The organism is Moritella sp. 24 (assembly GCF_018219155.1).
Classification (GTDB): domain Bacteria; phylum Pseudomonadota; class Gammaproteobacteria; order Enterobacterales; family Moritellaceae; genus Moritella.
Genome location: NZ_CP056123.1, coordinates 4,549,569 through 4,572,302, shown reverse-complemented (window position 1 = coordinate 4,572,302; position 22,734 = coordinate 4,549,569). Strand labels below are relative to the sequence as shown.

General features: G+C 39.5%; 19 protein-coding genes. 15 read left to right on the top strand and 4 right to left on the bottom strand.

Going from position 1 to position 22,734, the window contains the following annotated elements:
* Positions 1–370 precede the first annotated feature (370 nt).
* The 8 genes from ilvG (at position 371) to ilvA (ending at position 11,219) form a co-directional block, all read left to right on the top strand.
* On the top strand, positions 371–2,029 hold the full coding sequence (gene ilvG / locus HWV00_RS20520) for an acetolactate synthase 2 catalytic subunit (RefSeq protein WP_211684124.1): 1,659 nt from the start codon (positions 371–373) through the stop codon (positions 2,027–2,029).
* Positions 2,016–2,273: an acetolactate synthase 2 small subunit gene (ilvM, locus tag HWV00_RS20515; protein ID WP_255554850.1), complete on the top strand. Its 258-nt coding sequence runs from the start codon at positions 2,016–2,018 to the stop codon at positions 2,271–2,273. The genes ilvG and ilvM overlap by 14 nt, the downstream gene beginning before the upstream one ends.
* A 97-nt stretch (positions 2,274–2,370) precedes the next feature.
* The gene (locus tag HWV00_RS20510; RefSeq protein WP_211684123.1) at positions 2,371–3,300 is read left to right on the top strand and encodes a branched-chain amino acid transaminase; all 930 of its coding nucleotides are present in this window, start codon (positions 2,371–2,373) and stop codon (positions 3,298–3,300) included.
* 139 nt (positions 3,301–3,439) lie between these two features.
* A complete protein-coding gene (gene ilvD / locus HWV00_RS20505) occupies positions 3,440–5,287 on the top strand; it encodes a dihydroxy-acid dehydratase (protein WP_211684122.1) in 1,848 nt (615 codons plus the stop codon).
* Positions 5,288–5,568: 281 nt separating this feature from the next.
* Positions 5,569–6,684, top strand: coding sequence for an alanine dehydrogenase (gene ald / locus HWV00_RS20500; protein ID WP_211684121.1), 1,116 nt, complete (start codon positions 5,569–5,571; stop codon positions 6,682–6,684).
* 62 nt (positions 6,685–6,746) lie between these two features.
* On the top strand, positions 6,747–7,679 hold the full coding sequence (locus tag HWV00_RS20495; RefSeq protein ID WP_211684120.1) for a glucosaminidase domain-containing protein: 933 nt from the start codon (positions 6,747–6,749) through the stop codon (positions 7,677–7,679).
* A gap of 520 nt (positions 7,680–8,199) precedes the next feature.
* Positions 8,200–9,477 (top strand): dicarboxylate/amino acid:cation symporter, encoded by a 1,278-nt coding sequence (locus HWV00_RS20490; protein ID WP_211684119.1) that lies wholly within the window; start codon positions 8,200–8,202, stop codon positions 9,475–9,477.
* A gap of 176 nt (positions 9,478–9,653) precedes the next feature.
* Positions 9,654–11,219 carry a threonine ammonia-lyase, biosynthetic gene (gene ilvA / locus HWV00_RS20485; RefSeq protein ID WP_211684118.1) on the top strand — a complete coding sequence of 522 codons (1,566 nt, stop codon included), beginning with the start codon at positions 9,654–9,656 and terminating at the stop codon, positions 11,217–11,219.
* On the opposite strand, the gene HWV00_RS20480 is transcribed toward ilvA, so the two are convergent.
* Positions 11,216–11,977, bottom strand: coding sequence for a DUF4852 domain-containing protein (locus tag HWV00_RS20480; protein ID WP_255554849.1), 762 nt, complete (start codon positions 11,975–11,977; stop codon positions 11,216–11,218). The genes ilvA and HWV00_RS20480 overlap by 4 nt on opposite strands.
* 201 nt (positions 11,978–12,178) lie before the next feature.
* On the opposite strand from HWV00_RS20480, the gene HWV00_RS20475 reads away from it, so the two are divergent.
* The 3 genes from HWV00_RS20475 (at position 12,179) to HWV00_RS20465 (ending at position 15,048) form a co-directional block, all read left to right on the top strand.
* The gene (locus HWV00_RS20475) at positions 12,179–13,021 is read left to right on the top strand and encodes a 23S rRNA (adenine(2030)-N(6))-methyltransferase RlmJ (protein ID WP_211684116.1); all 843 of its coding nucleotides are present in this window, start codon (positions 12,179–12,181) and stop codon (positions 13,019–13,021) included.
* A 78-nt stretch (positions 13,022–13,099) separates the two neighbouring features.
* A complete protein-coding gene (locus tag HWV00_RS20470) occupies positions 13,100–13,954 on the top strand; it encodes an alpha/beta fold hydrolase (protein WP_211684115.1) in 855 nt (284 codons plus the stop codon).
* A 17-nt stretch (positions 13,955–13,971) separates the two neighbouring features.
* Positions 13,972–15,048, top strand: a complete 1,077-nt coding sequence (locus tag HWV00_RS20465) for a potassium channel family protein (protein WP_211684114.1) — start codon at positions 13,972–13,974, stop codon at positions 15,046–15,048.
* A gap of 103 nt (positions 15,049–15,151) precedes the next feature.
* Here the strand turns inward: HWV00_RS20465 and HWV00_RS20460 are convergent, their stop codons facing one another.
* From HWV00_RS20460 to ilvY, 3 genes are all read right to left on the bottom strand, one after another.
* A complete protein-coding gene (locus tag HWV00_RS20460; RefSeq protein WP_211684113.1) occupies positions 15,152–15,388 on the bottom strand; it encodes an accessory factor UbiK family protein in 237 nt (78 codons plus the stop codon).
* Positions 15,389–15,473: 85 nt separating this feature from the next.
* Positions 15,474–16,085, bottom strand: coding sequence for an LA_2272 family surface repeat-containing protein (locus tag HWV00_RS20455; RefSeq protein ID WP_211684112.1), 612 nt, complete (start codon positions 16,083–16,085; stop codon positions 15,474–15,476).
* Between the two features lie 86 nt (positions 16,086–16,171).
* Positions 16,172–17,050, bottom strand: a complete 879-nt coding sequence (gene ilvY, locus HWV00_RS20450) for an HTH-type transcriptional activator IlvY (RefSeq protein ID WP_211684111.1) — start codon at positions 17,048–17,050, stop codon at positions 16,172–16,174.
* Between the two features lie 337 nt (positions 17,051–17,387).
* Between ilvY and ilvC the strand changes: the two genes are divergently transcribed.
* From ilvC to HWV00_RS20430, 4 genes are all read left to right on the top strand, one after another.
* Positions 17,388–18,863, top strand: coding sequence for a ketol-acid reductoisomerase (gene ilvC, locus HWV00_RS20445; protein ID WP_211684110.1), 1,476 nt, complete (start codon positions 17,388–17,390; stop codon positions 18,861–18,863).
* 276 nt (positions 18,864–19,139) lie between these two features.
* Positions 19,140–20,882, top strand: a complete 1,743-nt coding sequence (locus HWV00_RS20440) for a CAP domain-containing protein (RefSeq protein ID WP_211684109.1) — start codon at positions 19,140–19,142, stop codon at positions 20,880–20,882.
* 998 nt (positions 20,883–21,880) lie between these two features.
* On the top strand, positions 21,881–22,159 hold the full coding sequence (locus HWV00_RS20435) for a hypothetical protein (RefSeq protein WP_211684108.1): 279 nt from the start codon (positions 21,881–21,883) through the stop codon (positions 22,157–22,159).
* Positions 22,134–22,511: a hypothetical protein gene (locus tag HWV00_RS20430; RefSeq protein ID WP_211684107.1), complete on the top strand. Its 378-nt coding sequence runs from the start codon at positions 22,134–22,136 to the stop codon at positions 22,509–22,511. Before HWV00_RS20435 ends, HWV00_RS20430 begins: the two co-directional genes overlap by 26 nt.
* The last annotated feature ends 223 nt before the right edge of the window (positions 22,512–22,734 follow it).

The window sequence follows — 22,734 nt, the reverse complement described above, 5'->3', positions numbered from 1 at the left end:
TGTCATGCGCAAAACTTTAAACTGGAACTTTCGTATTTATCGATATGTTAAATTATCTGTGTCCATTTATTTGGTTGTTTTAGTTATTTTGACCACGGTTAAAGGCTTGATTAAATAAATTCGCCATGCTAATAATGAGGCATCAAAATTATTTAGAGTTGTTGGATTAGTTATATGTTTGGGTTTACTTCGCGTCTAATTATTGTAGTCAGCATTCTGGTGGTAATTATTAAATTACCAAGCCGGGGACTTACTGCTAAGCGAAAATAAGCTTAATCCAGCAATAAGAAAACCTCGGTAAATAACCGGGGTTTTTTTTTGTTTGGCGTTTAATTATTTACAAGAGTTATGTTTAAAGGGATGTAGATTAATGAAAGCAACAGAGTTTATTGTAAATGCTTTACGTAAACAGGGGGTAACTCAGGTATTCGGTTATCCAGGTGGCGCGATCATGCCGTTATATGATGCGCTATATGATGGTGGTGTTTCACATTTGCTTGCTCGACATGAACAAGGCGCTGTTATGGCTGCGCTTGGTTATGCACGTGCGGGTGAACGAGTGGGGGTTTGTATTGCGACTTCAGGTCCAGGCGCAACGAATATTGTGACTGGTTTGGCTGAAGCGATGGCTGATTCTATACCACTGGTTGCTTTTACTGGTCAGGTACCAAGTGCGTTAATTGGCGTTGATACGTTCCAAGAAGTGGATATTCTTGGCATGACGTTATCATGTACTAAGCACAGTTTCTTAGTTGAAGATCAAAATGATTTAGATCGTATTATTGCTGAGGCATTTACGATTGCAACGACTGGCCGCCCTGGACCTGTTTTAATTGATATACCTAAAGACATTCAACTTGCTGAAATGGCAGTTGAAACGGTATCTGAATTACCCGTACTACCTGCATTAGATGGTTTAGTTGAAGCGCAAGTCACCGCTGCTCGCGTGTTATTACACGCGGCTAAAAAACCGATTTTATATGTAGGTGGTGGTGTTGGTATGGCGGATGCTGTACCTGAGTTGCGTGAATTAGCTGCCGCATTAGACATTCCTATTGTAAGTACATTAAAAGGTATCGGTTCTCCGGATCCTGAACATCCTTATTATTTAGGCATGCTGGGTATGCATGGCTTAAAAGCAGCAAACTTAGCAGTGCAAGAAAGTGATCTCTTGATTGCTGTTGGCGCTCGTTTTGATGATCGTGTGACCGGTAAACTTGATGAATTCGCACCACATGCCAAGATTATTCATCTTGATATTGATGCTTGTGAACATAATAAATTACGTGTTGCGAATGTTGCGATTTCAACGGATCTAAAATTAATTCTACCGGCGTTAAAAATGACGCTAGATATTGCCCCTTGGCGATTGCACACGCTAGAGATGAAAGTTGAAACAGCTTTCCGCTATGACCATCCTGGTATTGCTATTTATGCACCTTTATTACTGAAGCAATTATCCGCTAGCTTACCTGAAGACCATTTTGTGGCCTGCGATGTTGGCCAGCATCAGATGTGGACTGCACAACATATGACGTTTACACAACCTGAAAATCTGTTATCGAGTGCTGGTTTTGGCACGATGGGTTTTGGTCTGCCTGCTGCTGTCGGTGCTGCGTTAGCACGTCCCGATGCAATGCCTGTTGTGGTAACCGGTGACGGCTCTATCATGATGAACATTCAAGAATTAGCGACAATTAATCGGGCAAAATTGCCGGTTAAAATTGTACTGATTGATAATCAACGATTGGGAATGGTTCGCCAATGGCAAACGCTATTCTTTGATGGACGTTTATCGCAAACGATTTTAGATGATAACCCTGACTTTGTTGCTTTAGCTGCAGCGTGCGGTATTCCTGGTGAAGCGATTGTCGTTAAAGAACAAGTGCAACCAGCAATCGATCGCATGTTAGCAAGCTCGGGTGCATATTTCTTACATGTACAAATATCAGAACAAGAAAATGTGTGGCCTTTAGTACCACCCGGTGTAAATAACGGTGAGATGTTGGAGCAATATGATGAGTGCTAAACAAGTACATGAAGTGGTTATTGAAGCGAATAATACCCCTGAAGTTTTAGAGCGTATCTTACGTGTTATTCGTCACCGAGGTTTTCGTATCAGCACGTTGAATTCGGTGCAAATGAATGATTGCAATAATATTAAGATAACGGTTACAGTATCTGGTGAACGACCAATCGATTTACTCTATAAGCAGTTAGATAAACTTTTTGATGTGAGTAAATTAAGCTATCAACAAAGTACTGCGATATAATACATTATTGAAAACGTCAGTTATATTAAAGCGCGGAGTGCTTGGACTGACGTAAATAAGACTACAATATAATTACAGCATAAAGGAAGAAGCAATTATGGCGAATACTGAACAGCAAGTTTGGTTTAATGGCAAGATGGTTCCAGAGTCTCAGGCTCAAGTGAGTGTATTTACGCATGCATTACATTATGGTTCATCTGTATTTGAAGGTATTCGTGCATATGATACGCCAAAAGGTCCGGCTATTTTCCGTTTACAAGAACACATCCAACGTTTGTTCGATTCAGCTAAGATCTATGGTTGGACTATCCCGTATTCAAAACAAGAAATAGAACAAGCGTGTAAAGATGCCGTATTAGCGAATGGGCTTACTAATGCTTACTTACGTCCATTGGCTTATATTGGTAATGTTGGCTTAGGTCTCACACCAAAATCAACCGTGTGTGATGCGCTTGTCGCTGCAATGAATTGGGGTGCTTACCTTGGCGATGAAAGTTTAGAAGAGGGCGTGGATGTTTGTGTTACATCTTGGAACCGTCTTGCTCCAAATACTATACCTACGGGCGCTAAAGCCGGTGGCAATTATTTATCATCACAGCTGATTTCATCAGAAGCGAAGCGTCATGGTTATGCGGAAGGCATTGCACTTGATGTAAACGGGACAATTTCTGAAGGCGCGGGTGAAAACTTATTCTTTGTTAAAAATGGCGTAATCCATACACCACCGACAACGGCTTGTATCCTACCGGGTTTAACGCGTAATACATTAATGGTACTCGCTCGAGACTTTGGTTATGAAGTTCGAGAAGAACCTATTGCGCGTGAAGCGATGTATTTAGCGGACGAAATGTTCATGTGCGGTACTGCCGCTGAAGTGGTACCAGTACGTTCGGTTGACCGTATTGAAATTGGTACTGGTAAACGTGGACCGATTACAGAGAGATTACAAACGGCTTACTTTGCATTGATTAAAGGTCAAAGTGAAGATAAGTGGGGCTGGTTAGACTACGTCGCTGATCCAAGCTAATCGTTCTATTTACGTTACGCTTATATAAGTAGGTGTTGTTAACGCTTACTTACGACGATGAGTCGATTTGATTATTAAGGTGAGGCGCAGATTTGCCTCCTTTATATTTACTGTTTATTTTGTTTCATGGAGAGAACCGATGCCTAAACTGCGTTCTGCAACATCTACCCAAGGCCGTAATATGGCTGGTGCTCGCGCCTTGTGGCGTGCTACTGGTACCCGAGAAGAAGATTTCGGCAAGCCTATTATTGCGATTGCCAATTCATTTACCCAATTTGTACCGGGCCACGTTCATCTCAAAGACATGGGCCAATTAGTTGCCGATGAAATTTTGAAAGCGGGCGGTATCGCAAAAGAATTTAATACGATTGCTATTGATGATGGTATCGCAATGGGCCACGATGGTATGCTATATAGCTTACCATCACGAGATTTGATTGCTGACTCTGTTGAATACATGGTTAATGCTCATTGCGCGGATGCGCTGGTATGTATTTCTAACTGCGACAAGATCACTCCAGGTATGTTAATGGCGGCTTTACGTCTTAATATTCCGGTTATCTTTATTTCCGGTGGTCCAATGGAAGCGGGTAAAACCAAACTTTCAGATCAACTGATTAAACTTGATCTTGTTGATGCCATGGTGATGGGTGCAGATAAAAATGTATCTGATGAAGATGTTGAAAAAGTAGAACGTAGCGCGTGTCCGACTTGTGGCTCATGTTCAGGTATGTTCACTGCAAACTCAATGAACTGTTTAACAGAAGCATTAGGGTTATCACAACCGGGTAATGGTTCACTCGTTGCTACGCATGCAGATCGTGAAGAATTATTCTTAAATGCAGGTCGTCGCATTGTTGATCTGTGTAAGCGTTATTATGAACAAGATGATGAATCAGTATTACCGCGAAATATTGCGAATCGTGATGCGTTTGAAAATGCCATGACGCTTGATATTGCGATGGGTGGCTCAACGAATACTGTGCTGCATTTAATCGCGGCTGCCATTGAAGGAGAAGTTGATTATAGCTTGGCTGATATGGATGCATTATCCCGTAAAGTACCGCAGTTATGTAAAGTCGCACCGTCAACGCCACTTTATCATATGGAAGATGTGCATCGCGCCGGTGGCGTAATGGGTATCTTGGGTGAGTTGAACCGTGCTGGTTTATTGCATACTGACAATATGACCGTAATGGGCATGACGATGGCTGAGCAGTTAGCTAAGTTTGATATTGTTACGACTGAATCTGAAGCTGTGAAGAAAATGTATTCGGCTGGTCCTGCAGGTATTCGAACGACTAAAGCATTCAGCCAAGATTGCCGTTGGGATTCACTGGACGATGATCGCGCTAACGGTTGTATCCGTTCAATCGAAAATGCCTACAGTCAAGAAGGCGGTCTTGCTGTATTGACGGGGAATATTGCTATCGATGGTGCGGTCGTTAAAACAGCGGGTGTTGCTGATGATAACTTGTTGTTCCGTGGTACTGCACGTGTATTTGAAAGCCAAGATTCTGCGGTAAGTGCTATTTTAGCCAGTGAAATTAAAGCGGGTGATGTGGTTGTTATTCGTTATGAAGGGCCGAAAGGTGGTCCGGGTATGCAAGAAATGCTATATCCAACCAGTTATCTAAAATCAATGGGACTTGGTAAAGAGTGTGCATTGATTACTGATGGACGTTTCTCCGGTGGTACTTCGGGCCTATCTATTGGTCACGCATCACCTGAAGCGGCAAGTGGCGGCTTGATCGGTCTTGTTGAAGATGGCGATATTATTGATATTAATATCCCTGAACGTTCAATGAATTTGATTGTTGCTGATGACGTTCTTGACGCTCGTCGTAGTGAAATGGAAAGCCGTGGCGATCTAGCGTGGAAGCCTGTTGAAAAGCGTGAACGTAAAGTAACACAAGCGTTACGCATTTACGGTCACTTCGCAACAAGTGCAGATAAAGGTGCGGTACGCGATAAAAATCTTATTTAACTTACCTAATTAGTATTAACTATCGATTGACCTCGATTTATATTAAGGGCTCAATTGTGATCAACTATGATTACAATTGAGCCCTTTTTTTGAGGGAGATCTTGCTCACAGAAAAAATTATCTTCTGTTCAACATCATTTTAACAAATCTTCTATAAATTTTTCTTAAAATTAGACTGATCTTTAGTGATTAATTCTGCACTTCTACGTCTATACTGCACCTATATATCGAGAAGCTTTTCTCAACCAGTTAAATAAACCAAATATCGGAGTAAATAGCATATGATTATCGGCGTACCTAAAGAAATTAAAAACCATGAGTATCGCGTAGGTATGACTCCTGCAAGTGCAAGAGAGCTTATTTCACATGGCCATACAGTTTATGTTGAAACATTTGCTGGTGCTGGTATTGGTTTTAGCGATAGTGATTATGAAACTGTTGGTGCAAAAATCTTAACAACTGCTGCAGAAGTTTTCGAAACTGCTGACATGATTGTTAAAGTAAAAGAGCCACAAGCAGTTGAACGTGCAATGTTACGTGATGGCCAAGTGTTATTCACTTACTTACACCTTGCACCTGATTTACCGCAAACTGAAGACCTAATTAAAAGTAACGCAATCTGTATCGCTTACGAAACAGTAACTGACGTAAACGGTGGTCTACCACTTCTTGCGCCTATGTCTGCTGTTGCTGGTCGTATGTCAATTCAAGCTGGTGCACAAGCATTAGAAAAATCACAAGGTGGTTGTGGTCTTCTTATGGGCGGCGTACCGGGTGTTGCTCCTGCAAACGTTGTTGTTATCGGCGGCGGTGTTGTTGGTATGAACGCAGCTAAAATGGCTGTAGGTATGGGCGCTAGCGTAACTATGTTAGACCGTAACCTTACAGTACTAGCTAACCTAGACAACCAATTCGATGGCCGTCTAAAAGTAGTTTACTCTACACATGATGCAATTGAAAAATATGTACTAGAAGCTGACCTAGTAATTGGTGCTGTATTAGTTCCAGGTGCTGCAGCGCCTAAACTAGTAACTAAAGACCTAATTTCACGCATGAAGCCTGGCGCTGCTGTTGTTGACGTTGCAATCGACCAAGGTGGTTGTTTCGAAACTTCACATGCTACAACACACCAAGACCCAACTTACATCATTGATGACGTTGTTCACTACTGTGTTGCTAACATGCCTGGTGCTGTTGCGAAAACGTCTACATTCGCATTAAACAATGCAACGCTACCGTACATCATCAAGCTTGCTAACCTAGGTTGGAAAGAAGCACTAATCCAAGATGAGCACCTACTAAACGGCCTAAACGTAATTGCTGGCCAAGTAACTGTTCAAGATGTTGCTGAAGCACATAACTTACCGTTCGTTGCACCAAAGAGCATGATTCTATAATCTAGCTTATTGCAATTAACGTGTTAAATTAGCACCATTATTTATTAATGGTGCTTTTTTATATGCAAAAGAAAATAACTGCTTTACTCCTTATTATAGGATTAGGTCTTTTCGGCCTGTACACCTTCCTTCAACCTGATGATAAAGAACCTGTCCCAGATTTTGCTGCTATCAGTGATGTTAACGCTAAGAAAACGGCATTCTTTAATTACCTGCAACCTGCCTTTGATGTTGTTACTGCTGAAGTATTAGCAGAGCGAGCTTTGCTTACAACGTGGCAAGCTAAAGCTGTATTAACGGAACAAGATCAAGCACAACTACAAGACATCGCAGAGATGTATAAAGTGACTGCAGATAGTGACAAGTTACTCATTACTAAGCTGCTTGCACAAGTTGACGTGATCCCTGAAGAATTAGTATTTAGTCAATCAGCGAATGAAACTGGCTGGGGTACATCGCGTTTTGCTAAATTAGGGCATAACTTCTTTGGTCAGTGGTGTTTTAGTAAAGGGTGCGGCATTGTGCCAAATCAACGCGACGAAGGTGCCGATCATGAAGTGGCAAGTTTTGATTCAATAGAAGCGTCTGTGCGCTCGTATTTCCGCAACATTAATCGTAATCAAAGCTACTTACCATTACGTGACATACGTACTGAGCTAAGTGCTAACGGCCAAACAATCAATGCGTGTGCGCTTGCCGCCGGGTTGATTAATTACTCAGAAAGAAAAGAAGCCTATATTGCAGAAATTCGCGCGATGATTCGTCATAACCGTAAATTTTGGCGTAATAATGAAAAAACTGATTATCGTTTATGTGCCGCGCCAAAACCAGTCGTAACAGAAGTTGTTGTAGAAGACGCGATTGAATTACCGGAAACAATTACCTTAACGCCAGATTCAACTATTGTTGAAGCGAAAAATAATGATTCAACAATAGTTGAATCTAATAAGATAATGGATACCGTTGAAAATAGTTCTGTAAGCACAGAAGAGTAAGTAAAACTGTCTAAGCAGAATAATTACCTAGTTTAATAAAAGGGTACTCAGCGCCCTGTTGAGTGCCTTTTAACACCCTGCCACTTTATAACTCATCTGTAATTAACTCTTATGTTGGTTCGTAATGGTAACTTAGGTTAAATTTACGGTATAAATCACTAACTTTGTTAAAAAAGTCCGGATTCACCATTTTTTAGCATTGTTGATATAATGCCTACTTTTGAGTATATGAGTGTTTTTAGCGGTTTTGATACAAAAAAATTGCGGTTTCTTAATTTTAAGTGGGTTTTATTGATGATTATATAGATGTTACATACTCGTAAAGTATTAAAAAATGCTTGGATATGTGACCGACCTCAATTTTTCTGGCTCTAGATGATTGAACTGCTTCCCATTCGTTATGTAGTTGTAATACTCTCCACTCATCAAATCTTGCAGTGCAAAGAATTGTAAAAATATAAAAATAATATATAAGCAAATAAACACACATTACTATGATAATTGAAAGGCTGAGTTTGTTATGGATAAATCACTAAGTTCGAAAATATTTATATCCCTGTTTGTGGGCTTGTTACTGGGTACAATCGTTCAGTATGGCTTTGGTGCAGGATCGTTCCTTGACACATACTTTGTCGGCGCAGCTACTGCAGTCGGTACCATGTTTGTATCACTAATTAAATTAATGGTAGTTCCACTAGTTTTCATCTCTATTGTATGTGGTGTATGTGAACTGAAAGACATTAAAAGTTTTGGTCGCCTAGGTGGCAAAACATTCTTCCTATATCTAGCTAATACAGCTGTTGCAATCACAGTGGCACTTATTGTTGCAATGATTGTACAACCAGGTGTTGGCGCTAACCTTGCTGAACTAGGTGGTACTGCGGTAACACTAGCAACAACTGAAACGCCAGATATCGGTCAACTTATTGTAAACATCGTACCAAGCAACCCTGTTCAAGCATTTGCTTCTGGTGACATGTTACAAATCATCTTCATGGCAATCATCACTGGTCTAGCGATTCAAGCTCTAGACAAGAAAGGTGGTCCAGCGATCAATGCATTCCAAATCGCAAATGACATCATGATGAAACTTGTTAGCCTAATCATGAGCTTTGCCCCGTTTGGTGTATTCGCGTTAATGATTCAATTAGGTGCGACACTTGATGGTGCAACACTGGCTTCAGTAGCTAGCTATGTTGGTCTAGTTGTAGCGTTACTTGTTGTTTGGATTCTAGTTGTTTACCCACTAGCAGTATGGGCTACTACAGGTATCCGTCCAGCTACGTTCCGTCGTCAGATTCGTGAGCAGTTCCTATTCTCACTATCTACTGCGAGCTCAAACGCAACTATCCCTGTAACAATGCGTACACTAACTGAGAAAATCGGTGTATCTAAAACAGTTGCTGGTTTCGGTGTTCCACTAGGCGCGACAATGAACATGTCTGGTGTATCTATCTACATCTCAATTGCAACAGTATTTGCTGCAAACGCATACGGCACACCAATCCAAGTGACTGACTTGTTCACTATGGGTCTAACAATTCTATTATTATCAGTAGGCGCAGGTGGTGTACCTGGTGGCGGTATCGTGATGATCGGTGTGTTACTAACACAACTTGGTCTACCTGTTGAAGCACTAGCAATCATCGCTGCGGTTGACCGTATCAACGATATGTTCTGTACTTCTGCTAACGTTATCGGTGATACAGCGGTTAACACTATCGTTGCTAAATCTGAAGGCGAGCTAAACGTTGATGTTGCTAACGCAGAACCTCAAGGTGAAGCTAAAACAGCTTAATCGATAAAAAGTAATACGAAGAAGGGAGCTTAATGCTCCCTTTTTTATTTTCTGCTAAAAGTTATCCTGAGTTAATTCTTTTTATCTGTTTCGATTGTTGTTATAACTAGGTAATAGTACTAGATAGCAGCGTTAACGATGGCATGCCAAAGCGTTAACTTGTCAGTTAAATTTCAATGGATGATCGAGTGACAAATAACGACCCCCAACAAGACCAATCGCTACTTACAGCAAATGATTATTTATGTAAGATCTTATTATCACCAGTCTATGAAGCTGCCGTGGTGACTCCTTTACAGCCATTAACTAAATTATCTTCACGCTTAGGTAATACGATCCTACTTAAACGAGAAGATCGCCAGCCAGTGCATTCATTTAAATTACGTGGCGCGTTTAATAAGTTAGTGCAATTATCTGAAGCGCAAAAACTGCGTGGTGTCGTTGCTGCATCTGCGGGCAACCATGCACAAGGTGTCGCGTTGTCTGCGAAGAAGTTAGGTATTAAAGCTACTATTGTGATGCCTGTCATTACGCCTGATATTAAAGTGAGCGCTGTGCGTGGCTTTGGTGCGGAAGTATGCCTGCATGGTGATAGTTTTGATGAAGCCTCTAGTCATGCAAAAAAACTATCAGCGGAAGAGGGTTATACGTTAATCCCGCCGTTTGATGATCCGGATGTGATCGCAGGTCAGGGCACTATAGCGCGTGAGTTATTAGAGCAGAATACACATCTCGATTATATTTTTGTACCTGTAGGCGGCGGAGGCCTTGCTGCAGGTATTGCGGTTTATATTAAACAGTTAAAACCATCAATTAAAGTCATTGGTGTGGAGCCGCGTGATTCAGCATGCTTACGCGCTGCGATTGATGCTGGCGAACCTGTGACACTTGATCGAGTGGGTATTTTTGCCGATGGCGTAGCAGTAAAACGCATTGGTGTGGAAACATTCCGTCTGTGTAATGAATTTATTGATGATGTGATTACAGTAAGCAGTGATGAAATTTGTGCGTCATTAAAAGATATTTTTGAAGATACACGCGCAATTGCAGAACCATCGGGTGCATTAGCGCTCGCAGGACTGAAAAAATACACCGAGTTAAACAGTCTGCGTGATAAGAACATGTCTGCTATTTTAAGTGGTGCGAATGTTAACTTCCACTCATTACGTTATGTTTCAGAACGCAGTGAATATGGTGAGAAGAAAGAAGCCGTTCTTGCGGTGACTATTCCAGAACGTCCCGGTGCATTCTTAAAGTTTTGTGAGTTAATCGGTAATCGCGCTGTGACTGAATTTAATTACCGCTATTCGAACCGTGCTGCAGCTAATATCTTTGTTGGTTTACGTACACCGCAAGGTACATCTGAATTAGCGACTGTGATTAAGCAATTGGAAGATGCTGAATACCCAGTGGTTGATTTGTCAGAAGATGAAATGGCAAAACAGCATGTTCGCTATATGGTCGGTGGTCGTCCTGCAGAAGCATTGCAAGAACGCTTATTTAGTTTTGAGTTTCCTGAACATCCCGGCGCATTGCAAAAATTCTTGTTAACCCTTGGTATGAATTGGAATATCACCTTATTCCATTATCGTAATCATGGTGCTGCTTATGGCCGTGTATTAACTGGATTTGAATTACCAGATGGTGAGATGAAAGCATTTTCAGCTTATTTGGTTAAGTTAGGCTATCAATATAAAGAAGAAACAAATAACCCTGCATATAAGTTTTTTCTTGCGCATTAGTACTCTTCATTAATGTCTACCACTGAGAATGAATCAATTCTCAGTGGTACTTCTCTGTTTTCATCGCTATAAAAAATAACGCGTGTCATGACAGCCCCCAACCCTTGTCCATTTTCACCTGCAACTTGATTAATATTGAGCTCGATATCAATGGGTAGACGATTGATGTGCCCTTTCTGAATATTGTTATTTGTTAATAAACGCGCTAATTCAGGCTCTAGTTTTAATTGTTTTAGTTGCTTAATATTACTGATGTAGAGATAAAAACTGGCTGGAAATGTACTTTCTTTAGAGAGGCTTCTCGTTAACTTATAATGATAAGTTGGCTCTCTGTCGTCTAATGTAAAATTTTGAATTGGAAATGCTTGTTGCTGACTATTGTAAGCGCCAAGATTTATTTCGCTGCGTAACAGTAGTGTCTGATTTCGTTGTTGTTCATTATCACTTTTCCAGCGTCTACGTAATTTTATTTTTTGTAGGGCGAACAACGCATCGTCATTTTTATAAAGTGTGAATATATCTGGGTGATAGAGAGCTGCATAAGCATTCATATGGAGACTAAAAGGGTAGTCTTTATTGAGCAATATAGATGCTGTTAATGCGCGATCCCAGTTCAGATAGGGTTGCTGTTTTTTTGTTGTTAATAACGTATTTTTATTAAAATCGTTGGATGTTGAAGATTCGCTAAAGAGATTGCGCTGATTTAGGCTACAAGCTGATATTAAGATTGATAATATAAGTATCAATGGTAGTTTCATCGTCATGTCCTTTGGCTTTTTTTATCAAAAAAGAGGTACGTTTTTTCATTTGGTTAAACACTATAACAACTGGGAAATTAACGAAAGTATGAATAAAGCATACTATTGATGACTTGAAAGATAGAATAAATAGCCTAGTTTTAAGCAAATGGTGATACCCTTTACCGTAATTAATTACACTCTTTTTATACTGGAAATATTATGCTGAGCTATCGTCACAGTTTTCATGCTGGCAACTTTGCTGATGTACTTAAACACGCTGTTGAAGTATTGATTTTAGAAGCGTTAAAGCAAAAGGATACGCCTTTTATTTATCATGATACCCATTCTGCTGCAGGCCGTTATAGCTTATCGAGTGCGAATGCTGAAAAAACAGCGGAATACGTTGATGGTATTGCTCGAATTTGGCAACAGGGTGAAGTTCCTGCGCCATTAATTCCTTATTTAAATGTGATTAAACAATTAAATAAAACACCTACACTTAAGCATTATCCTGGTTCTCCGCTTGTTGCTCGTTTATTACTACGTGAACAAGATCGTATGCAGATGACAGAGTTACACCCTGCGGATGTTAAATTATTAGAGCAAGAGTTTGCGGGTGACCGCCAAGCGCGTGTTCATAAGAAAGATGCTTATGAAGGCTTAAAAGCGTTATTACCTGGGCGTAATAAACGTGGTTTAGTATTGCTTGATCCATCTTACGAAATTAAAACTGAATACCGTCAGGTTGTTCAAGAGATAGCACAAACTTACCGTCGTTTTGCTACGGGTACGTATGCGCTTTGGTATCCGGTTATTGAACGTCGCACGATCGATCGTTTAATGCGTGATTTTGTTGGCACTGGTATTAAAAAGATCCTCGTGATCGAGCTATGTGTAAAGGGTGATACTGAAGAACGTGGCATGACTGGTACGGGTATGGTTGTGATTAATCCACCGTGGAAGTTAGTATCTCAAATGGAAGAGTTACTGCCTTGGTTAACGGCTGAATTAGGCCAAGACAAAGACGCATTTTTCCGCTTAGAGTGGTTAGTTCCTGAGTAAGTGTTTGTAATAGCGAGTTATGATATTGTTGGATATTGTTGGATGTTGTAACTCGTACTCGTATTAAATAGGTAGATTATGAAGCAATGGATAGCTGAACAACTATCAGCACAGGGGACTGTCGCTGAAGGATTACCCTCTAAACACATAGGGGGGGAAGGTGAGCACTTAGTTTTTTTTCATGCTAATGGTTTTCCACCCGCTATGTATCAACAAATGCTAAAGCCCCTCACAGATCATTACAAAGTGAGTGCGGTATATCAGCGCCCTTTATGGCCATTACCGGTGCCCGATGACTTTAATAATTGGCGGTTAATGATTGATGATGCTTGTCGCTTTATTGCTGCACAGCCAGAACCTATTACGATAGTTGGTCACTCGATGGGGGGATTAATTAGCATCATTTGTGCTGTACGCGAACCAACTAAAGTGAAGCAACTCATATTATTAGATCCCGTTATTTTAGCGCCACACCTCATTTGGGTGATGCGTAATTTACCCGATTTTTTACGTAAGAAACTACCCTTAGTAGAAAAGACATTAAGAAGACCAGATTGTTTTCAGAACAGGCAGAAAGGCTTTGATTTTCATCGTAAGGTTCGTGGCTTTAAAGGTATTTCTGATACTGTATTGTCGGATTATATGGCGGAAGGGTTATACCCAACGGATGATGGGTTTAAACTAAGCTATAGTCGAGAGTGGGAAGCGACGATTTATCAAACCGTACCTTGGGCTTGGTCGAGCATCAAGCATTTAAAAACGGATACGGTTGTTATTCGAGGACGAAAATCTGATACATTATCGACAGAAGCTATTAGTCGTTTAGTGCGTAAACAGCCGCACATTAACGTGATAGAAGTTGATGGTGGGCATTTATTTCCACTAGAACAACCGTTGGAAACAGCTGAAATTATTCGTCAACAGCTCGTATAAATAGGCATTATATTCATATGTATATATCTCGATTAATTAGTTTAGCGTTGCGTAAGTTAACCGCTGAATTACGTTGGGCTAATTTATTTTTAATTTTTTGCAGTTATTTAGCGGTTGTATGGTCGCTGCTTTGGTTAGCGGGAGAAACGGCATTAACTGAACCGCTGACTTATTTTTATTACACCGTTGTTGTTATTAGTACGGTTGGTTTTGGTGATTTATCACCGAGTACGCCACATGGACAATTGGTTGTGGCATTAATACAGATCCCGTTTGGGTTATTAATTTTTGGTGCTGCGATTGGTAAAACAACGCAAGCTATTGTGACAATTGCAAGGAAAGGTATGAAAGGTAAGAAAGACTTTAGCACTTATAGCGATCACATTTTAATTTTAGGCTGGCGAGCTCACCGAACTAAGCGCATTGTCGATCTTATTCTTGCCGATAAAAAACGTCACAAACGTAAAATTATCTTATGTGTTGAGCGGGATATTAATCACCCATTTCCACAACTGTTGGATGTAGAGTTTGCCAAACTTGAATCGTTTACTAATCATGACGAACTAGCCCGTATCGCCATTGGGCAGGCTAGTTCGATTATTGTGGATGGTGAAAATGATGAAATGACCTTATCAATGGCATTAAGTGCCTCATCACATGCGGCCAAGTCAGCGCATATTAGTGCCTATTTTCATGAAGAGAGTAAAGCGGAGTTACTACGTGCACACTGCCCAAATGTTGAATGTTCGAGTTCGCGACATGCCGAGATATTAGTAAGAACTATGCAATCACCAGGTGCAAGTATTGTCCACGAGCAATTGTTTTCGACTTTGGATGAAGCGACGTTGTATTGCCTGACGTTAGAGCAAGTACCAGAAATGACGGTCGGAGATGTATTTCAACCTTTACGTGAAAAATATGCGATGACGTTAATGGCGGTTGCTGATGATGAAAAAGGCACTAACTTTAAATTAAATCCAGCCATGGATACAGCGCTTAAAAATGGTCAGGTGCTACATTACATTGCCAATGAACGGATCCGTAAAAACGAAATTAATTGGGTCGATGTATTACTGCTAAAAATAGAAGGTTAGGTTAGTAGGTGTCGTCGATATGACGATAATAAGTAGATTTTTTGGTGTAAAAATAGTGGCCTGATAAAATTGTTATAAAACAGAACAATATCAGGCCAAACTATTATTTTTCTAGTTCAGTTAAGCGTGCTTCTAATGCTGCTAACTTTTCACGAGTGCGTAATAATACTTTCGTTTGTACTTCAAATTCTTCACGATTAACCAGATCAAGTTTATTCAACTGTGATTGTAATACCTGGTGGATCTTTTTTTCTACTTCTGTGCCTAATGTTTTAACACCAGTAGGTAGTGATTCATGTATTTGCTTCGCGATTTCTTCTAATTTTTGTGGCTTGATCATACGGCACCTAATTACGGAGTTAATTTAACTATAAGTTCATTATCGTTTAACGATAGTCTAGCATTTTAATTATCGATAAATCGACCTAAAATGAATGCTTAAAATTGATCAGCGGTAATATTTTTACTACACCATTTTCAGCATAGTTTAATAAACCGATCTGCAAACCTTGTAAGTTTTCGGTGACATTGAAAAGGCCGAATTGAAATTTAGTCGTTTTCGCATAATTCATCACACCAAAGTCCATTAAAGATAATCGGTCAGTGTGGTTAATCAATCCTATATTCGCGCCTGCAACACTCTTTGATAAGTTAACAATAGCGAAGTTAACCCCTTTTACTTGGGTCGTATTATTGACTATTGCCATGTTGAAACCAGTATCTTGACCTAAATGCCAGTTGAATAAGCTAAACGATGCACCAGAAAATTCTTTGTTTACTTTGCTAGCCCCTAATAATAAGTTGAAGCTAACACCTTCTAGTTTATCTACTTCAGACAGTCCCAGTGCTGCCATATCAAATCCTTGTACAGATTCAGTTTGACCATGGAATAATGAAAAACGGAAACCGTTTACGTCTTGGCTATCTGGGCCATTAAACCCCACTGTTGAAAACTGTGCTGGTACTTCATTCGCAATCGCTGCTTGGCTTAAGCTTAAGGCTGCAAACATTGTGATTAGAACTTTTTTAAATCCCATGAAAACTCCGTAATGATAAGAGGGAATTGCGTGAGCTCGATTATAGCGGAACTCATCTGTTATTTTTAATAATAATTAATGAAAAATCAGTGATTAATCATAGTGAAAAACGCCGCAATTGAAGGTTCATCAAAGCGTTTTCGTTGACAGCATAAGCCGAGATCAAACGGGTCAATTTTATTGCTATTTTCAAACGTTAATACCCGATCTCTCACGGGACTATTATCGACAACAACGGCTGGTGCAATACCAACACCTAATCCTAGTGCAACCATGCTGACAATCGCTTCATGCCCGGCAACGGTGGCATAAATACTTGGTTTGATTTTCATTTGTTTAAACCATTTATCAATGCGTTTACGGGCTGGGCCATGTTCAGGCAAGATAAAAGGAACAGAGTTCCAATCAATTGATTCCTGCATTATTTGTTGCTGAACTTGGCAAGATATAACAGGCGTAATAATGGAGAGTGGCACTTTCGCAATTTCGACAAACTTTAATCGATTCGATATCTGATCGGGATGTGCTGCAATCGCAATATCAATTTTTTCTTCATCTACCAATTGCATTCCCATTGCTGCGTCGCCTGTGATTAGCTTTAATTCGACGTTAGGGTGTAGCAACCTAAATTTATCTAATATCGGCGGTAAATGGCTATACGCAGCGGTCACTGAACAGAAGATTGTAAGCTCTCCATCGAGTTCACCGTTGTGACTGTTTAATTCCGCTTTTAATTGTGTCCAGTTTTCGAGGGTTTGCTGTGCAAAATTTTGTAAACGCTTTCCGCTTTCTGTTAGCGCGACAGAACGATTGTCTCGTGCAAAAATTTGGCTGCCAACAGCTTCTTCTAAACGTTGCATGGTTCGGGTTAGCGTTGATGTGCTGACATGCATCGCTTCTGCTGTTTTACCAAAATGAAGCGTTGTTGCAAGATGTAAAAAAAGTTGTAGTGACCGAATATCCATATTTCACCTTATTTTTGACTGATGAGGTCGTTATGACGATGTAATTATTGATTTAAATGTAAGGTATTGTAATTAATTACTACTACCGCTGTTGGTTTAAAATACTAATTTTTATTGCGTTGTTAGTGTTTAATTCTCAATGTTTAATCTTTGCTTTGTTTTAACACTAACTTTACACTTGGTTGTTGTATATAAACGTGAACGTTGCATTTATTGCAATACTGTATTGTAAATATATCATTTCCAGCAATGAGTAACTTAGCATATAGTGAATACATAGCGCATCACTGGAGTAGTGATGGCACATTTAAATTACTAAATTCTCATGGAGAGCAACATGGCTAACTATTTTAACACTTTAAACCTACGCCAGCAGTTAGAACAACTTGGTAAATGTCGTTTTATGGATCGCAGCGAGTTTGCTGATGGTTGTAACTTCATTAAAGACTGGTCAATTGTTATTGTGGGCTGTGGTGCACAAGGTCTAAACCAAGGCCTAAACATGCGTGACTCAGGTCTTAACATTTCTTATGCATTACGTGGCGCTGCGATTGCAGAAAAACGTCAGTCATTCCTAAATGCATCTGAAAATGGTTTTGTTGTTGATACTTATGAGAATTTAATTCCACAAGCAGATCTAGTACTTAACCTTACTCCTGATAAGCAGCATTCAAATGTAGTAGAAACTATTATGCCGCTAATGAAGCAAGGTTCAACGCTGTCTTATTCTCACGGTTTTAATATCGTTGAAGAAGGCATGCAAGTTCGTTCTGACATTACAGTTGTAATGGTTGCACCTAAGTGTCCTGGTTCTGAAGTGCGTGAAGAATATAAACGTGGTTTCGGTGTTCCAACACTGATTGCTGTTCACCCAGAAAATGATCCAAAAGGTAACGGCCTTGCGATTGCTAAAGCATACGCGTCTGCTACTGGTGGCGATCGCGCTGGTGTACTTGAATCTTCTTTTGTTGCTGAAGTTAAATCTGACCTTATGGGTGAGCAAACTATCTTATGCGGTATGTTGCAAACTGGTGCAATCTTAGCATTCGAAAAAATGGTTGCTGACGGTAAATCACCTGAGTACTCAGGTAAATTAATCCAGTTCGGTTGGGAAACTATTACTGAAGCACTGAAATATGGCGGCATCACTAACATGATGGACCGTTTATCTAACCCAGCTAAAATCAAAGCATTTGATATGGCTGAGGAAATGAAAACGACATTACGTCCACTATTCGAAAAACACATGGATGACATCATTACAGGTCACTTCTCATCAACAATGATGGCTGACTGGTCTAACGATGATGTGAACCTACTTAAATGGCGTAAAGAGACTGGCGAAACTGCATTCGAGAACTACCCTGAATCAGATATCGTTATTGACGAGCAAGAGTTCTTCGACAACGGTACATTGTTCGTTGCTATGATCAAAACAGGTGTTGAGCTTGCGTTTGAAAGCATGGTTGCTTCAGGTATCGTTGATGAGTCTGCATACTACGAGTCACTTCATGAAACTCCGTTAATCGCGAATACGATTGCACGTAAGCGTTTATATGAAATGAACGTAGTTATCTCTGATACAGCAGAATATGGTTGTTACCTGTTTGCTCATGAAGCTGTGCCACAGTTACGTGAATACGTAAATGCACTACCAACTGAATTAATGGGCTCTGCATTCGCAGCTAAATCAAATAGCGTTGATAATGCACGCCTAATCGACGTGAACGAAGAAATTCGTAATCACCCTGTAGAAGTTATCGGTAAGAAACTACGTGGTTACATGTCTGATATGCAGAAAATCGTTGGCTAATACTTGATGTAATCATCATGGTTTAGTTAATAAAGCCCGGTAAACATTAGCGATAATGTTTACCGGGTTTTTTTATGCGTCATTATTAACGGCTAGATGTTTAAGGTGGTAATTTACATATAGAACAGTGTGTTAACTATGTAATGGGCGCTAATTTAATTGTATTTTAGCCATGTTTATTTATTGTGGTTATGGGTTTTATTTTGGTTTACATCGCTAAATTACACGTTATCTTAATCTTATTATATGGATATAATTATAAAAGATGGAGAGTTCATGGCGAACGTTAAATTGAAAGCAAGCAGTGTATTATTATTGGCACTATTATCTGGTTGCGGTAGTGAAAAAAAACCTCCCGAGTTAACAGACTCTAATCCCGACGATGACAGAACCCCTGTTGTTCCCGTTGAACCAATCGTTCCACCTGAGCCGGTAGTTCCACCTGAGCCAGTAGTTCCGCCTGAGCCAGTAGTTCCGCCTGAGCCAGTAGTTCCGCCTGAGCCAGTAGTTCCTGCCTTAGATATCTCTGCAATTAATGCTATCCGAGAAGCTGAGTTTAGTCCTTACTCGGTACTAAAGGACAGTGAGACATTAACTTTAGATGCAGCGCTCGCTACATCAGCTCAAGAGCGAGTTACGGCTTTAATCTCGACAGAAATGTTCAGTGAATATGATTATGGTTCAGTGGAAGTTAATACGTTGTTGATTGAACCAAAGCAAGATGTCGGTGAGATTCGTTACCTTTCTTTAAATGCTTTGGTTACTGTTTCTGATGCAGCTTTAGCTTGGCAGCAACAAGGAAGTTCGTTTGATATTTCCAACTTTGATTTGAATACAAAACGGTATGTGACAGCCTGCTCAGATAGTCAGCCTTGTTATAATTATGCTCAGATAGTCACGGAAAGAGCGAGTAAAATCGGTTGTGCGTCTGATGTGTATGAACAAGGTCCATTAGCGGGTCAAGCAGTGATGGTTTGCTTGTTTGATAAAACATTTGTACCTCGATATAGAGCATACAATATGTTTAGCCTACCAGATCAAGAACACGCTTCTTATACAGATAGACATAATGAACACAGGCAAAAACATTATCAGAATAAAGGATTATACTTTAACGAAATCTTGCAACTAGAAGCACAAGATTTTGCTGACATCTCGACAAAACTCGGTTTATGGCGTCACTCTAAGGGCGCTAATGAGCAGAACCCAGAATTAAAAGATCAAGGTGAGAACTTACACCTTGGTGGCGGACGCTCTTCTATTGCTGGCCCCATTGATTCTTTCTATAGCAATGAGGTGGGTAATCTCGTTGATGCTGGAGTATCAGGAAGTTCTACATGCAAAGATAATAAAGTATGTGGACACATGACCCAAGTTGCGTGGCAGAAAACCCGTCTGGTTGGCTGTGCACAATCTTTCTATTTTGATCCTGTGAATGGTAATAAAAAGAATAATTGGATTACGGTATGTCGTTATTGGCCTGGTGGTAATTATTCTGGACAGCGCTTTGCGTGCCCGCCTCAAGGTAGTGATGATATCTTAGAGGAAGCACCTTATTTAGCGCTGCCATATGCAGCAAATGATGTCGTACCATTTACAGAGGCATTGCTGAATAAAGAACTCGTGCTCATCGAAAACACTCAAAAGCGTTCAAACAGTTCAGACTGTAGTATTACTCAAGGCATTCCAGCCGCGATAGCGTTGGGTAAATCTCAGCAAATCGATAGTTTTACAATGAAGACATATAATGTGGCAGCTGACGGTAAAATAAAGCGGACTTTAGAACCACGTGAAATCAATGATGTTGTATACAAGATTAATGATTTAGGGCAACTCTCTTTAACAGGTGTTTCTGATTCATATTTTGGTGCAACAGTTGAGATCAATATGACGATCTTGTCACAGCGCACTGATGGATCTTATATTGTTGAACTAGAGTATCAAACGGATGAACAAGGTTCTGGAGGACCAGCCAATGTACCCGATGCAAGTGGTCGTGGTATTTACTTAATGCAATAGATAATATTGTAGGAAGGCTCTCGCTCGTATGTAGATCATCGGATTAAGCTACATTTTGACTCTGAAAATCGGTAAACATGAATGATAATGTTTACCGATTTTTGTGCGGATTGATTCTGAGTTTATACGCTTTTAGTTTCCAGATTCACATGGTCAATAAAAGCGATAAACTCTACAACACTATTGATAAATAAAGATATCTTTTGATCGGACATATTATATTTATTTGATGCACTTTCTAATGTTAAAAATGTCTTTTTTAGCTATATCATTTGGCATTATCTTTCCTTGTGCCGTTAGCAATAATGTCATCATGCATACTTATAACCTTGGTAAGGTATTAATATTATAAGTATTTTATAAAATCTTAACATGTAGTACTTCAATAATGATTTTATAAATTAATGCTAAGCCTAAATAATAATATACTTTTATAATGATTATAGTTTGATTGGATATTCGCTAGTATAAATGCGCTTGTTAATGCTCCCTTATCGATGATGATTGATTTAGATCAATGTTATTGTATTTATTTACGTTGAATTTAAACTTCTAATATAGCGTCTTCGCTGCATTTCTTTGTTCTTTATGCTTTATTTCTTAACTTGTTTTTATTATTCACCCGTTCAATTACGCGTTAATTTAATTTAACTCGCTTAGTTGTTTCATTGTATATTTAGTTCATGTTAATGACTTGTTTCTTTTTTAGCTCGTTAAAGAGGGTTTTTACATCAACCAATAGGTTTTAGTCTTGTCTTCATCTGTGACGTTAAATTTGATTTGTGAGGTAATTATAAAAATTCATTGTCAGTCGTTCTTATATATTTAAATTCAGTTGCTTATCTTTAGATTTTTTCATATTTAAATATTGGTTTTAGTCTTATTCTCCCCCTCTTTAGTACTATTGTTTTTTTGATAGTAGCCAGTATAGTTTTTCCAAGGTGTTAACGTAACGTTATGCTCATTCTGATTACAATATTATGAATAGAGGAAGTTTAGTGTCTAGTCTAAAAATTAAGAAACGTACTGCTGAGATTAAAAGTAAGTATGACATTCGTATACTCACTGAATTGATCAGATATTCAAAGATTAAGCCGGAAAAATCGGAAGCCGTTATGGCTGTGGTTACACTTGGGATTACGCCTTATGAAGCAGAGAAACGTTATGATAGACCTACAAATAGTGTCTCTCGAGATGTGAATAAGTTAATTAAATTGGTGGATTTTATAGAACATATAGGGAGCTTTGAGCATGGTGAAATATATAGATTTAGTTGAGCAGAGCATAATGGTACGTAATTCGCTTGTGAAAGCGGAACCATCTTTGATTGGGATGACTGAAGCGATGAAAGAAGTCGAAGAGAAAACGCTAGCCAAAGGCTTTGCGATACACCATTTTACGCGATACCGAGGTTATTCTGGCTATTGCCTTATGCTTGAGGATTTTGGTGATGAAATCCGTGAAGATGCTTTATTTTGGTCAAAATTATTTTCAGATTCATTAAAAGCGGTCGATAAAGTGATTGCTAATGTAGAAGTAGATAGTCTTTATTATTATTTGTTACGAAAAGACCCTGATAGAATCATGTTAGAGAAAGCGACAGAAGAGCTTAAACAATATATTAAATAGCTGTCAGTAAGCTTATAACTACCTCTATCGCAATGCCTGAGCCTTCCTAGTATTAATTTTCAGTTGTAAACAATGACGGTGACATCATTATTTACTCACACAGATTAACTTGTCAGTGAGTTTTCATAATGGGTCATAGTTTTGTGATATCGCATTGTTTAACCGGCACTTTAACGTTTGTTGTTTTTGTCGGTTAATTTGTTTTTTGCAAAAAAATGAAATG

Bases quoted from the DNA above. Each gene is read 5' to 3' on its own strand.
- ilvY (WP_211684111.1), bottom strand. From the start codon at position 17,050: ATGGATATTCGGTCACTACAACTTTTTTTACATCTTGCAACAACGCTT.
- HWV00_RS20465 (WP_211684114.1), top strand. From the start codon at position 13,972: ATGTATATATCTCGATTAATTAGTTTAGCGTTGCGTAAGTTAACCGCT.
- ilvM (WP_255554850.1), top strand. From the start codon at position 2,016: ATGATGAGTGCTAAACAAGTACATGAAGTGGTTATTGAAGCGAATAAT.
- HWV00_RS20430 (WP_211684107.1), top strand. From the start codon at position 22,134: ATGGTGAAATATATAGATTTAGTTGAGCAGAGCATAATGGTACGTAAT.
- HWV00_RS20440 (WP_211684109.1), top strand. From the start codon at position 19,140: ATGGCGAACGTTAAATTGAAAGCAAGCAGTGTATTATTATTGGCACTA.
- ilvC (WP_211684110.1), top strand. From the start codon at position 17,388: ATGGCTAACTATTTTAACACTTTAAACCTACGCCAGCAGTTAGAACAA.
- HWV00_RS20480 (WP_255554849.1), bottom strand. From the start codon at position 11,977: ATGAAACTACCATTGATACTTATATTATCAATCTTAATATCAGCTTGT.
- HWV00_RS20490 (WP_211684119.1), top strand. From the start codon at position 8,200: ATGGATAAATCACTAAGTTCGAAAATATTTATATCCCTGTTTGTGGGC.
- HWV00_RS20475 (WP_211684116.1), top strand. From the start codon at position 12,179: ATGCTGAGCTATCGTCACAGTTTTCATGCTGGCAACTTTGCTGATGTA.
- HWV00_RS20460 (WP_211684113.1), bottom strand. From the start codon at position 15,388: ATGATCAAGCCACAAAAATTAGAAGAAATCGCGAAGCAAATACATGAA.
- ilvD (WP_211684122.1), top strand. From the start codon at position 3,440: ATGCCTAAACTGCGTTCTGCAACATCTACCCAAGGCCGTAATATGGCT.
- HWV00_RS20470 (WP_211684115.1), top strand. From the start codon at position 13,100: ATGAAGCAATGGATAGCTGAACAACTATCAGCACAGGGGACTGTCGCT.
- HWV00_RS20510 (WP_211684123.1), top strand. From the start codon at position 2,371: ATGGCGAATACTGAACAGCAAGTTTGGTTTAATGGCAAGATGGTTCCA.
- ilvA (WP_211684118.1), top strand. From the start codon at position 9,654: ATGGATGATCGAGTGACAAATAACGACCCCCAACAAGACCAATCGCTA.
- HWV00_RS20455 (WP_211684112.1), bottom strand. From the start codon at position 16,085: ATGGGATTTAAAAAAGTTCTAATCACAATGTTTGCAGCCTTAAGCTTA.
- ilvG (WP_211684124.1), top strand. From the start codon at position 371: ATGAAAGCAACAGAGTTTATTGTAAATGCTTTACGTAAACAGGGGGTA.
- HWV00_RS20495 (WP_211684120.1), top strand. From the start codon at position 6,747: ATGCAAAAGAAAATAACTGCTTTACTCCTTATTATAGGATTAGGTCTT.
- ald (WP_211684121.1), top strand. From the start codon at position 5,569: ATGATTATCGGCGTACCTAAAGAAATTAAAAACCATGAGTATCGCGTA.